Raw genomic sequence first — 14277 nt, 5'->3', positions numbered from 1 at the left:
CGGCAGGCCAGCACAAAAAAACGCCCCGCAGGTGCGAGGCGTTTTCAGGTATTCACATCATGAGGCTGCTTACCAGGTCCAGCGCGCTCCGACATTCAAGTCATACGGCTTCTTGATGTACTTGCCATGGCTGTAGTCGTAACCGGCATACACCTGCAGGTCCTTGGTCAATGCCACTGCAACGCCTGCTCCCAGCACACCACGGGTGCCAGACAGGTCGTTGTTGAACTGATTATCAGCGTTGACCGTCACGCGGTTGTTATTGATGAACTCGTGCTGCACCGCAACGCGCACATAAGGCTGGGCGACCATGCCATTGCCCATGTTGAAATTGCGGCCCACAGTGGTGCCCGCTTCACCCAGCACCGAGCGGCTGCGATCGCCGTCGGCCTCCATGCCATTGTCCAGATCAAAGTTGCGCCCCTGAATCACCGCCGTCGACAGTTTGCCGTACGGCTCGATGAAGTAGCCATCCTCCAGTTTGATCTGGCGACCGAACTCCGCCGAAGCGCTGACACCGGAGCTGTCATAACTGCCCTTGGCGCGGGTGCCATCGCTCATGCCGACTTTCGTATCGCTCTGAAAGCGGTTGAACTTGAGCAGCGCATCAAAGTAGTAACCGCTCTGTTTGTTCATCCAGGTCACGTAAGGGCCCAGATAGTAGCTGTCAACCGTACCCGAAGTCCCCTGTGCGACGTCCAGGTTGGTATGGCTGTAGCCGCCCATGATCCCGGCCACCCACAGACTGTCGCCCAGGTGCGTATCCGCCCCCAGAGAAAGCCCTTGCTGGGTCTGCTGATAACCCACGCCGGAAGCGGCGCTGATGGTGTACTTGTTGCCGTAGGTGCGCATCCACAGGCCGGTGTCACCCCCATTGAAACGCAACTCGCCCATGCGGCTGCGCAATGTTCCCGCCTCGGCATCCAACAGTGTCACCGGAGCGTTGAACAGCGCCAGCACCGATTTCGCCCCGGGGCTGATGGTCTTGGTGGTCGGGTCGAGAAACCATTCCGTTCCGCCCTCCCCCACTTCTCGCCGATCAAGTTTATAAGACCAGGTACCCAGATCGACATGCCCGCCTCTCAGGGCAAATTGCGCGTCGCCGGCGGCGGTGTGCACCAGGGTCAACTGCTGCGGGCTCAGCGCGTCCAGACCGGAAGCGGCCACCAGTAATCCGAATTGCCCGCTGGCTACACCCGTGACATTGAGGAAGTCGTGCTGACCGGTGGCGAAATTGCCCTTCATTTCGAACGTACTGGAACCATCCGGCGAGCCGGCCAGCGTGCCGACGTTCAACTGGTAGAACGTATCAGGCACATCCTGCGCACCAAAGCGCACCGTCCCGCCATTCATGGCGAGTGTTCCTACAGTGTCAGCGCCTGTCAGGGTCCAGCTAGAACCGCTGTTGACGGTCACGCCGTTGACCTTGTCGAGACGGCCGGTCAGTTGCGAGTTGTTCTGCAGGGTGACGTTGGCAGTCGAACCGTTTTCGACCAGCACATCGCCCTTCATGTTGCCCTGATCGAAGGTGAGATTGGCGGTACTGTTGCCGGTGACGTTGACGTTGCCTTGCAGCGTGCTGTCGCTGACAGACATGCCCGCGGTGGAAGCGCCCTGCACCGTCAGCACGTTGCCGTTGCCCCCCGTCAGGGAAGACTGGTTCAACACCTCAAGGGTGGCATTGATGCCCTTGTCCACAAGAATCGCATCACCGGTGCGGCCTTCCACACTGGCGTTGTCGAGCCGCAGTGAATTGTTGCCCAGGCCCGAGGGATCCCTGCCCATAGTCACCCCGGTCTTGTCGCCGCTGATAACCGTGTTTGCGGAGGCGCGTACATCCCCCCCCAATATGTTCAGGCCGGTACTGTCAGCCCCTGTGCCCGTCACCTGACTGTTGATGAGCGTGAGCGTGCTCAAGCCGGTGACCTGAGCACCGATTTCCCCACCCTTGAATTGACTGTCGGTTGCAGTGACCTTGGAGCTAAGGGTCGAGCCGATAGACCGATTGACCGCCAGCCCCATAAAGTCACTGGTCACGATGGCGCGAGTGAGATCACCCGTGCTGCCGGTTATGCGGATACCCACCAGCCCACTGTCGGCATTGACCGTTGCGCCGTTGATATTCAACGTTGATCCGGACGTGACAGACAGACTCTGGGTGCTGGCCCCCGCGATGTTCAGCACACTTGCGTTGCGTACCAGATAATCGCTCTGTGGTGTGCTTGCATCGATATTCAGCGTATTGCCGTTATCGACAATAACGGCGGCAAAAGAATGCCCGCCGGTAGAAAAAAATGCTGGCAGCACGACCAGCATTTTAAAGAGTCCTGCCGCAGCATTTTTTTGCAGCGAAACATGGTTTTTGTTCATGACGTGGCTTCCTGAATGTTCGTCACCTCACATCTTTCAGAAGAAACGCCAAAAGACTGTAAGGCGCGAACAATACCTATCCGGGTCAAGCAAAAATGTAGGAGAAGTCCTAGCTCCGGACGGAAAAGTCCTTTCCCGCTCGAGGAATGATCCGCCTGTTTCAGCAACCGTTTCAGCGAGGACACGGGAGGCGTAGCGGCCTCCCGTGTTTCCTTTGAAACGCATTGAATCAGGTAGGCAACGGGCAAGTTCCGCCATCACCCGGATTGACCAGGTACACCTTGACCAGATGCTCTTTGGAGGGAACGTCGCGCCCGTTAATGACAGCCGTATAACCGACGCTACCCCACGCATTCAGAGTCGCGAGCAAGGGCGCGTATGGGATCTTCACAATGAAGCCGGCCGCGGCCTCCTGATCTGTCGGTGTGTAGAGCACCTCCTTGTCTGTCCCGGGTTTGGGGTTTGCACCGCCGTCGTCGGTATAACCCTGATAGGTGAATGTCAGCTCTTGATTCGCCAGTGCCAATTCCCCGCCCGGGACCTGCACCTCGACCACCACACCCTCGATGGGATCCAGACGCAAGGCTTTGCAGTTCAGCCAGTCAGTATAGTTAGGATCAAGGTGTAAAAATGCCGGATCAGGGACAGTGTCCACTTGAATCTCCACATCCACATTCCGAGGTTTTGAAATATCTACGTTGTCGTTCAGCGAATGACCGATGACGTAAGCCATCGGGTGCGTTGGATCACCGTTACCTGCCGCCGCAATAACGTCCCACTTTACTTTCCACTCAAGCGATGTGGGAATAGTGTTTGGAATCGTAACGAGGCCACCATCCGCCTCAGAAACAAGCTGGCCCGCATATTCAAGTTGAACGGTGTCATTTTCCTTGGCGTCGGCATAGGTATTGACCGTAACAGTAACGTCCCCATCTTTGTCGGCTTCTCGCAACGTATTGACTACGCCTCCGGAATCACCCTGAACCGTCACCAACGCCAGAATTGGATTGGTCGGGTCTGGATTTTCCGGATCAATCGGCAGACCGGGCTTTCGCAAATCAACGACAACATCTTTGGAAATCGGAGTTGGCGGGTAATAGGTGCTGCCGCGTTTGATTTGGTAGCGGGCCGCTACAGTTTTTACACCAGGGTCGTTGTTGAACACGTCTTTGAATGAAATATCGACGTAAACCGGGAACCCGCTGATGGTCTTCGCCATCTGCAGAATGCCGTCGTAGGTCACCACCAACTCATCTCCCGGCAAGTAGTTGGTGTATTCGTTAAAGATTCTAACGCCCAAAGGGTTTTGCGCATCCGCCAGATCGACCAGACCGTCACCGACACCGTCAAACAGCGGAATACTAAGCTCCACCAGCCCCTCGGGTGGGTCTGTCAGAACGACCGTAACGGGGACTGATGGAGAAATAGCACTTGGGTTTCCCTTACGGTCGGTGACTCTGAAAAAAAGCGCGTGATCCCCTTCACCTTTCTTGAATACTTGGTCAGCGGTAAGTTCAAGCTCGATCTCAGTGGTGGTATCAATCCGGGTGATCGAATCGACAACCTCTGCCAACGGTATCGAGTCCCCATATAACACCTCTATAAAATCGCCAATCCTCATATCTCCATAATCAGGAATCTTAATAGCTACGAAACCAATGTCGTCCAGATATTTTTTGGTAATACCTTCATCTATCACTTCCTGCGGAAGAGTAACCGGAAAAAACGGGTGCGGAGGAGTTCTATCAACATTGCACTTCAACGGAACAGAGTTGCTCTCATTACCGCCTTGATCGATAAAGTATCCCAACTCATGTGTCCCCGGCCTATCGGTGTATCCGACAGGAAACGTCATGTCGATTTCAAGAATATCGGGGTTCAGCGGCGTAACATAATCGTATCGAGTAGAGACTATCGGACTTCCGTCAAACGTCAGATGAATGAAGCCCGGTATCATCTTCGGGTCGTCAGCCTCAGCAGGTCTCGGAACCAGACACTTGAAAGGCTTTCCCTGCTGGCTCAGCGGAATCTGATTGGCTTCATCATCCGACGTATCGCTTAGAAATGGGTTATCTGGATGCACTTTGATGACGGGTGCATCAGCTTTTGTAACAGCACGGCGAACTTTCAGATAATCGACCCGACTTTGTTCAGCGGGCGTCAATGGTTTCGGACTTGCCATTTTTCAGCTCCTTCAGAAACGGGCTTTATCTGCCCGGAATTTTGTCAATCAACTAACGCCCAAAATGCGGGCACAACACTCTCTGTCAGCCACGAATAAATACTCGTGACTGTCCCGACTAAAAACGGCTAATGCACTTTAATTAATCAATTACCCGTTACGGTTCCGTACAGGTTTCATTAGTGGGTGAGCACACTGCACCACTGGCCATGGTTCGATTGATAATCACGAAATCTTTTTTTGAAACACCCCGTCCACCCGTAAACTTTTTCAAGGTGTAATGACATAACGCCGAACCCCGGTTTTGCATCGGCGCTATCAATCTTTCGTAATCGGTCACATGCACTTCAAAACCGTTTCTTGCCTGATCCGCACTCAAGGTGGTCGAGAACCGTTCCGCGGCCTTGGGAATGGGCGTGGTGCCATTCGGTCCCGCGCATCCCTGCCAGAACAAAGTCACGATGTCCTTCTCGTCAAACACCGGGTTGCCTTCAATCCTCACGCGCACCCGCTCCCAGAGACGCGGTTTCGCACAGCAGTCAAGCGTCCCACTGATGCCAGCGTCAGGGAACGAAGGCTCTTGGAGACCTTCGATAATGATGATCGACACCTTGACGGGCGTGAATGGCGCCAACTGCTGGTTGACGCCATTGCTGGTGGTGTAATGAACCGGCAACGCCGGGTTCAGCCGGTCCTGGTCAATGACCGACCATGGAATATTGAACGGCACTCTCTTGCCGGCAACGTCACCGGTCTGGACGATGTATCTCGCCACGGGCGTACTGATGCTCCCCCAATAAACTTCGATCGTGTGTCCTCGTTCAGGTGCGTCGAACAATGTCAGGAAGCCGTCGGCGTCCTCGCCGAAATCTTCGGTAAGCAATGTGTTCAGCACCTTGGATTTGGCGCCGTAGATCTCCAGCAAGGCAAGCTTGGGGTTCAACAACGCCGGCGCATTCGCGTGATCCTGGCCTGCCACCGTCAGGTTCACCGATACCAGGGTTTCCATTGATGGTTTGCTATCGACGCCCCTTGTGCGCACGCGGTAAGTGACACGAGCATTCACCGGACCCAGCCCCTTGGCTGTGAGCGCACTCCACGGCACAGGGATCACGCAAGGAAAGTTGGCCGGGTCGACATACTGCGGCGGCAGAACAGTGCCATCCCAGTCCAGCAGTACCTGATCGCCGCTCAACGGATTGTCATAGGCATCGATTTCGACCGTTACCGCCCCTTGGTTGACCGCCCCCTCCCGGGCGTGCTGACGATCGATCAAGCCTCTGTCCGACAGGGGGATGCGCGGAGGCTTGTGAATGGGCACCCCTGGGGTCAGATCGACGAACACAGGCAGCGGCCGCGAGCGCGGTCCACGGTTTCCGGCCCAGTCGCGCAAGCGATAATAGATGTATCGCTGCCCATGACCGCGCAGGCGAATTTCGTCTGCGTAGACGGTGATGATAAGTTGATCGTTATCGATATCCAACTGACTGAACGCCTGCTCGCGGATTTCGGTTTCGAAGTCCGGTGGCGTGTTGGTGTCCGTCCAGTAATAAATCGCCCGGTCACGGGCCTTCACGTCCAGATAGAGGCGTACTTTGAAACGAACCTGACCGTGCTCGTCCAAATAGTCATCGGTGATGTCGCCCACAAGATCCAGCAGTTCCAGCATCGCCGGTTCCTGGCCGTCATCCGGCGGCACTCTATCGACGGTGATGGTTTTTTTCAGCGATTCCGCGTCGTTGCCACCAATCTTGAGCTTGTACGACAGGTCGTAAACGCCAGATGCCAGGTCCCTTTGAGGCACCGAAACAATCTTGTCACCCGGATCAATGGGAATATCGAACGGGAACACCCCCGCCGTGTCGTCATCAAAGGGAAGCCCCCGTCGCCTGAAGCCCACCAACACGACGTCTTTTACGAATTCCGGCTCTGTCGAGAAGTCCCACGCCGGAATCGTGATTTTCAAATCGCGACTCAATACATCGCGAGGTAATAGCCCGTCCGGGCTCTCATTACCCTCTTCGTCTTTCAGGATATCCGGAACAATCGGTTCTGGAATAACCACAAGACTTGGTTCGTCATCGCCGCGTGCGTGTTGCGGATCCATCGACGACTCTTCTGGGGGCACCATTGCGAAACTCCACGGCAATTGAGCGGACAGTGTTCTCGCGCAGGGCAGTCGTGAAGATAAAACGGGCCGTTGACTGACGATGGCGTGGAACGTTTGTGACCCAATTAGATGCCTGGCGGAAAAAGCTGACTACTGTCAGAAATACTAGGTTTGCTTACCGTTTGTCGGGAAGTCGCTGGAAATAACTGAACAGTCAGCTCAGCGTGAGGCTGCATTTTTGTTGAGCAGAATGGGGGATGAACTCGCCGCGCGACCCAGCGGGAGCAGACTCCCTCGCCATAGGTTGGGGTTCACCGCAGAGTCGACTACCCTGCGGCAACGCCTACTGGGAAGCAGTTTCAGGCATGCAAACCCCGCCTCACGACCGTTCATCGCAAATACCTCCTCACCTGTAATTTCTGACAGTAGCCAACGCTCGCCACCTGCCCCTAAATAACCCAGAGCCTTTGCTTCCCACGCCCTGGAGTCTTCAGCATGCCTATTCAGCCCCCTCGCCTCCCGCCCCCCGAGACTCTGCGGCAACTGGAAATACCCGACCGTACGCAGCCGGCCCTGGATGGGGGGGTGTGGGGGATCAATATTGCCGCCGCGCAGTTGCTGGCGCCCGACAAGGGGCTGAAAGTCTATTGTCCACCTTGGCAACTTATGGGTTTAGGTGACCACATCGAGCTGCTGCTCGACGGTGTTCAGGTCGACCAGACCACCATCGTCAAGCCAGAGGATGTCGGCGAGCGTGTCACCCTGTATGTCCCGCCCCGGAAGTTCGCGACCGGGGCCTATACGCTGCAATATCGGGTCAAGGTATTCAGCCAGTCTCCGGAAACTTCGCTGCCTCCGGTCGATATCTTCGTCAAACTCGAGCAACCCGGCGGCAAGGATGAAAACGGCAGTGCCCCGGGGCATTCCGAGCTGAACATGTACATCGATCCGCGGATCATCAACGATGGCGTGGACAAGGCAACCGCCGAAACCGGCCTCGACATCATCATCAAGGCCAAACCCGGCAGCAGCAGCCTGTTGCCCTACCCCAACATGGCCGTGGGTGACCACTGCAAGTTGACCTGGGGCGGCTGGTTTTTGTATTCGCCACGGGTGACCCAGGATCACATCGATGACCCGCAAGGCCATCCACTGGTCATCCATGTCGACAAGGCCACCATCCTCGAAGCCGGCGATACCGACAGCCTGGCCGTAGCCTTTGAAGTACACGACATTGTCGACAACCGTTCCGAAGACTGGTGCGCCGCAGTAGAGATTGCCGTCGATACCGGCAACACGCGCCTGTCGCCTCCCATGGTCAAAGAGGCCTTCAATAGCGTTGTGGACATGGACAAACTGGGAGCTGCGCCGCTGACCTTGCAAGTGGCGGTCGATGCGCCTGAATTCCGGATCGGTGATGTGATCATCGGCCTGGGCAAGGGCACCACGCTGGACGGCGAACCAATCAACGTTGAAGTCCGCGGCGAGCCACTCACCAGCGTGGGCAACATCTACGAATTGGCCCTGCCAAGCGCCGACATACGTTTGCTGGCCCAAACCCAGGCCGTGTTCAGTTATCGCGTGGAACGCAGCGGGTCTGATGATCGCCCCTCCAAGGGGCGCTTCGTCCGTATCATCGGAGCAACCCGACGCCTGCTCGCGCCGATTGCCGTGGATGCGCAACAAGGGGCACTTGACCCTGATCTGGTTAACACCACCGCCTTCATCCCCTTCGATCCGATGATGCAGGAGGGCATGGTCATCGTTCTGCGCTGGGTCGGCACCCGCCAGGATTTCAGCGTCTACGACCCGGAACTGGACTGGCACACCCTTAGCAAGGGCGATATCGACGACAAAGAACCGATCCCGATCATCGTCGAAGGCAAACACCTCAAAGCTATCGAGGGCGGTACGCTGGATTTGTTCTACGTGCTGATGGCCGAGGGCAGCGATGGAGGCATCATTCAGCGCGAGTCACTGCACCATGCTCTGTTGCGGGTGGGTGAACCGCTGCTGGAACTGGTCGCGCCCATCGTCCTCGGTGAGGCCGGCGGAACACTCGAACCCGACGACCTGCCCGGCGGTTCGAGCAAACTGACCGCCCCGGCTGCCGCCGAACCCACCAAAGCGGGTGACAAGGTCACCTATACCTGGCGCGGTTCGAAAACCGGCAAGACCAGCGACTCGGTGCCGATCAATTCGCTCAATGCCGGTAGAGCCATCGATTTCACCCTGAACCCGACCTTCGTCCAGACCCACATCGAACCCAATCGCGGCGGCACTGTGGACGCGATGTATGAAATCCTCAGGGTGGCGGCAGGCGCCACGCCGGAACGTGTCAGCTACTCGCGGACGTTGAATTTCACTGTCGGCGAAGCCGTGCTGCTGACCCGGCCGAAGGTTCAGCAGGCCGAGGCCGATGGCACTACCTTGCAGCCGATCAAGGCCGTGGAAGCCCTGACCGTCAACATCGATTCGCAAGACTTGCTGCTCAGCGATCTGCTCAGCGTGACCTGGACCGGCGCACCCGGCACGGCCGCCGGCGGCTCGCACACCACCCCGGCCAGACCCATCAGTGAAACCACGCTGACAATCGAACTGCCGGTCACCGTGCTGGCATTCAACCTGGGCAAAACCGTCACCCGCAACGGTGTGCCCCGGACCTCGTTGCCGCTGTTGTTGAATGTTGGCACCTTGCCGGACTCAAGCTTGAAATCGCCGGTGATCATGGAAGCCGACAACGATGGCGAAGGCCCGGAATTCAATGTGGCTAATCTGACTGCCAACGCAGTCGCTCGCATAGATGTCTGGCCGTTGATAGCTACCGGTCAGCGTATGTGGATGCGTCTGACCGGAACCAATGCCAACGACACTCCGTACATCAACGATATTGCACCTGGGGATCCTGTCACTCAGCCGTTGATCGATAGGGGCTACCAAAATCGCGGACTCACTCAAGCAGCAATGAAAAACCTGAAAGATGGCAGTGACTTGACCATCGAGTGCAAAACGACGTTCAACAAGAGCACGAATGAAAGCGAGGCGGTGCCCTTCCCCGTGCGCACTTACACGATCAAAGCGGTTGAGGATGTGCGGCCAGAAATTACCCGTGTGGAAGACTCCAAAGGGGAAGAAATTCTCCCGGGCGCCACGACCGTTGACACTTCTATCACGCTTAAAGGGAAAGGGGCTAAAGGCCAGAAAGTCCTGATCAAGGATGGCAATATCGAGATAGGCATTGCCGACATCGATCCACAGAGTGGTGACTGGGAGTTCCCGGTGACGGGGCTGTCCCTTGTCTCCCATAGTTTCACCGCCACTGCCCAGTACGGCAATGAGCAGGTATCGGATCCGTGGGTCGTGGTCGTGACCGCTCCTACCGCACCAACTATCACTCGGGTGGAAAACTCCAAAGGGGAAGAAATTCTCCCGGGCGCCACGACCGTTGACACCTCGATCACGCTTAAAGGCAAAGGGGCTAAAGGCCAGAAAGTCCAGATCAAGGACGGCACCACCGTCAAAGGTACAGCCGACGTCGATCCACAGAGTGGTGACTGGGAGTTCCTGGTGACGGGGCTGAGTGCCGACACCCATAGTTTCACCGCTACTGCCCAGTATGGCGGTGGGGTTGAATCGGCTCCGCGGGTCATCGTAGTGGTGGCTGCCGACACACCGGCCATCACATCAGTAAAAGACGAGAGCAACTGGAACATCCGCGAAAACGGTTACACCGTGCACACCAGCGTCACATTCACTGGCTCCGCGCCGGCCGGCAAAGAGGTGGAAGTTTTCCTCGGTACGGTTTCCAAAGGCAAAGCCAAGGCAGAGAGCAACTCCATCTGGACCCGTACCGTGAGCGGGTTATTGCTGGACGTGCTGCATACTTTCAAGGCCATTGGTCAATACGCAAATAACCCGCCGTCGAATACCTGGCGCCTGACCGTGTTGAATGGGGTCGTGCCGGCCATCACCGGTGCGGAGGATTCCAAAGGGCAGCCAATCAGCAATGATGGAAGCACTGTTGACACCACTATTCGTCTGAGGGGGACGGCGACCAAGTATCTTGAGGTGGAAATTTTCGACGGTAACAACTCCACTGGCAAAAGGGTCGAGGCCAATGGAAATGGCATATGGACGGTTGAACTGACCGGGCTGACACGTAGGAAGCATGTGTTCAAAGCCAAGGCCTTGTATGGCAGCGGGACGGAGTCGGGGGAGTGGGCGGTGAACGTGGTGGCAGCTGCTGCACCCACGATCACCTCAGTGCAAGACGAAAGCAAATGGAACATCCCCGATAACGGTTATACCGTGCACACCAGTATCACGCTCGAGGGCTCCGCGCCGGCCGGCAAGGAGGTGGAAGTTTTCCTCGGTACGGTTTCCAAAGGCAAAGCCAAGGCAGAGAGCAACTCCATCTTGACCCGTACCGTGAGCGGGTTATCACTGGACGTGTTGCATACCTTCAAAGCCATTGGTCAATACGCAAATAACCCGCCGTCGAATACCTGGCGCCTGACCGTGTTGAATGGGGTCGTGCCGGCCATCACCGGTGCGGAGGATTCCAAAGGGCAGCCAATCAGCAATGATGGAAGCACTGTTGACACCACTATTCGTCTGAGGGGGACGGCGACCAAGTATCTTGAGGTGGAAATTTTCGACGGTAACAGCTCCACTGGCAAAAGGGTCGAGGCCAATGGAAATGGCATATGGACGGTTGAACTGACCGGACTGACGCGTACGAAGCATGTGTTCAAAGCCAAGGCGTTGTATGGCAGCGGAACGGAGTCGGGAGAGTGGATAGTGAACGTGGTCGATCTCGTTGACCTCGTCGAAAACTTTGGTTCATATCCAAAAGAAAAATGGGTCACAAACCCAGGGGAAACCCTCGAAGGGACGCACACCAAACTAACGGTATTTACAGACATAGGGCGGGATTTTCGTTGGGTCAAAGTGACAGAAAACCGAACTCTTTGGATGCAGATCAGCAGCCAAATTGCTCCAGCCGCATTTGGGTATGCCGTAGCACTGAAACAAGGGAACGCCAAGAGTGCGACAATCAAGGGAGAGTTTCAGAGTCTTAGGCGTCACCGCATCCAGATTGAGTTTCTACAGAGTAATGATGTGGTCTCCTCAATACTCTTCTTCGAAGGCGTCAGTCTTGAACGGTTTGAGAGGGACGTCGCTCCACAAAACGGCCAAGCGTTCAACGCTATCAAATTTGTGATGACGATTTTGGAGGGGATAGGCGCTATGGAGATGTTTCTTATATATGAAATTGCTTACAGAAGTTAAAGGCTTCTGTTGCCTACAATTTGGTGAAGAACAGATGCCCCCGATGCTTTAGATCAGAGGAAATCACTTTTGCATCACTGACACGAAAAACGGTAATCCACGCTAAGCGCCTCTCCTTGATGGGGAGGGGCTTAGCAGTTACTCCTAAAGCTGGTGTGTTTTCAATGAACTGAAGTAAACACAGAAGGTTATTGGCAGGGGTAACGCTTTCCCACGAAAGTGTTACCCCAATTAATTGTCCCGAGCACAGCTTTATCCCAGTACTTACCTCCACTACAAAAAATATGTGCAGGCAAATTCTTGGACTCCGAAAAATGATCTGGAATGGGGCGGGTTAAGGAGACGGATTAATCTAATGGCAATAGTGAGTAACTTCACGCCTACCATGGATCTGTGCCGGGCACTTAACCAGTGACCAACGCAGATTCACTGTGGGAGCGGGCTTGCTCGCGAAGAGGCCAGAACTGTCAACGCCTATTCCTTGGGCACCACGTTATCCAGCACCTGATTCACCGCCAACTCCCCCAGCATCACCACTTGCGCAATGCCCAACACCGTATTACGACTCGGCCCCTCCAGCGTTCCGGCGAAATCGCCGAGCATGACCGTGGCCGAGGCCAGGGACTCGCAGGCGTTGGCCAGCAGGGATTCGGTGTCGGTTTGCGGGTTGACCATGAACATACTGCTGGGGGTGTATGGCGTTGCCATGATTTGCGCGGGTGCGAGGTAATGGTCGAGGGCGCGTTCGGCGGCTTCGTGGAGTTTTCTGGAGTTGAGGGATTCGTAGGGTGATACCGAGTCTGTGGCCGGCGGATTGGGTGGGGTTTCGGACATCAGCTGGAACTCCGATCAAGGTACTTTGGAAGAATGACTCCCTGTAGGAGCTGCCGAAGGTTCGGGCCGCGTTCGGACGATCTTTTGAGGTTGCTTTTAAAAAACAAGATCAAAAGATCGCAGCCTTCGGCAGCTCCTACAGGGGACCGGGTGATTAGTTCGGCACGCGGCGGCCGTCCAGTACCCGGTTGACCATCAGTTCACTGAGCATGATCACCTGATGCAGCATCAGCATGGCCCGGCGCTGTGGCTGGTCGACGACGTCGCCGATATCGCGGGCCATGTCGCTGGCGGCGGCCAGTGATTCGCAGGCTTCGACGAGCAAAGTTTCTTCGTCCACGGTGGGGTCGATGAGGAAGATTCTGTTCGCCTTGCATGACGAGGTTGAAGGGATCGAGATCTTCAGTGCGCCGGGGTTGAGGTAGAAGTTGATGGCGCGGTCGGTGGCCGCTTTTATCTTCTGCGGGTCGAGGGCTGGGTCGTACGGGATCGAGGTGTCCGGGGGGTTGGGTGTGGCTTTGAACATAGGTGACTCGCTGTTTTGAATAAGTGAGGAGCCGTCACTCTCGCTACCAAACGAAGGGTGGCGGCCATTTGTGGGTTGGTAGACCGGTCAAAACAGTAAACCCGGCGCTCCCGAAGGAGCCCCACGCATGGCCACCATAAAGCAGAGTCCCAAAAACGGATCTGTAATGTGGCGCACGACTGTAATGAAACGGGCTACCAAACCCGATCACTGATTTTCAGTGACAGGGATACGATATAGCCCGCCCCATAGCCGTGTAAGCCGGCGGATTCTGGCGTACGCGTAGGTAACGGCGCAAGGCGTTGTAGCCGGTATGGCGTAACGGTTCGTGTACTTTAAACGCGGTTGCGGGGTGATGTTTATTTGCGGGGTTTGCTCTGTTGTTTTGATTTTGTCTGGTAGGCCGCCATCGCTGGCAAGCCAGCTCCCACAATTTGACCGAGTGCATTCAGTTGGGGATTGGTCAGCTGGGAGGCCGCTTTCGCGAGCAAGCTCGCTCCCACAGTTGGAATGCGTGCATTCAGGTGGGAGGTTGGTCGGCTGGGAGGCCGCCATCGTTGGCAAGCCAGCTCCCACAGTTGGAGTGTGTACATTCAGTTGGGGATTGGTCGGCTGGGAGCCGCTTTCGCGAGCAGGCTCGCTCCCACAGTTGGAATGCGTGCATTCAGGTGGGAGGTTGGTCGGCTGGGAGGCCGCTTTCGCGAGCAAGCCCGCTCCCACAGTTGGAATGCGTGCATTCAGGTGGGGATTGGTCGGCTGGTAGGCCGCCATCGCTGGCAAGCCAGCTCCCACAATTTGACCGAGTGCATTCAGTTGGGGATTGGTCGGCTGGGAGGCCGCTTTCGCGAGCAGGCTCGCTCCCACAGTTGGAATGCGTGCATTCAGGTGGGAGGTTGGTCGGCTGGGAGGCCGCCATCGCTGGCAAGCCAGCTCCCACCATTTGACTGAGTGCATTCAGTTGGG

At 56.3% G+C, this 14277-nt stretch carries 6 protein-coding genes; 1 reads left to right on the top strand and 5 read right to left on the bottom strand.

Features of this window, described 5'->3' with window-relative positions:
• Nucleotides 1-69: 69 nt before the first annotated feature.
• The 3 genes from E3Z29_RS10330 to E3Z29_RS10320 all read right to left on the bottom strand — a co-directional run bounded on the left by E3Z29_RS10330 (nt 70) and on the right by E3Z29_RS10320 (nt 6659).
• On the bottom strand, nt 70-2316 hold the full coding sequence (locus E3Z29_RS10330; protein WP_256662076.1) for an autotransporter outer membrane beta-barrel domain-containing protein: 2247 nt from the start codon (nt 2314-2316) through the stop codon (nt 70-72).
• 283 nt (nt 2317-2599) lie between these two features.
• The gene (locus E3Z29_RS10325) at nt 2600-4552 is read right to left on the bottom strand and encodes a hypothetical protein (RefSeq protein ID WP_177416191.1); all 1953 of its coding nucleotides are present in this window, start codon (nt 4550-4552) and stop codon (nt 2600-2602) included.
• Between the two features lie 157 nt (nt 4553-4709).
• Nucleotides 4710-6659, bottom strand: coding sequence for a hypothetical protein (locus E3Z29_RS10320; protein ID WP_167734101.1), 1950 nt, complete (start codon nt 6657-6659; stop codon nt 4710-4712).
• Between the two features lie 498 nt (nt 6660-7157).
• Here E3Z29_RS10320 and E3Z29_RS10315 point away from each other — a divergent pair, with 498 nt between their 5' ends.
• Nucleotides 7158-11954 carry an Ig-like domain-containing protein gene (locus E3Z29_RS10315; RefSeq protein WP_134785706.1) on the top strand — a complete coding sequence of 1599 codons (4797 nt, stop codon included), beginning with the start codon at nt 7158-7160 and terminating at the stop codon, nt 11952-11954.
• A gap of 474 nt (nt 11955-12428) precedes the next feature.
• Here E3Z29_RS10315 and E3Z29_RS10310 read toward each other — a convergent pair whose 3' ends face one another.
• Both E3Z29_RS10310 and E3Z29_RS10305 read right to left on the bottom strand, forming a co-directional pair.
• Entirely contained in the window at nt 12429-12788 is a 360-nt protein-coding gene (locus E3Z29_RS10310) for a DUF6124 family protein (protein ID WP_134785705.1), read from the bottom strand.
• A 154-nt stretch (nt 12789-12942) separates the two neighbouring features.
• Complete coding sequence (locus E3Z29_RS10305; RefSeq protein ID WP_134785704.1) at nt 12943-13314, bottom strand: DUF6124 family protein; 372 nt, start codon at nt 13312-13314, stop codon at nt 12943-12945.
• Between the last annotated feature and the right edge of the window lie 963 nt (nt 13315-14277).

It is taken from the genome of Pseudomonas sp. S150 (genome assembly GCF_004526365.1).
GTDB lineage: Bacteria > Pseudomonadota > Gammaproteobacteria > Pseudomonadales > Pseudomonadaceae > Aquipseudomonas > Aquipseudomonas putida_A.
Note: the sequence above shows the minus strand (reverse complement) of the source record. Positions and strands in the feature narration are given on the sequence as shown.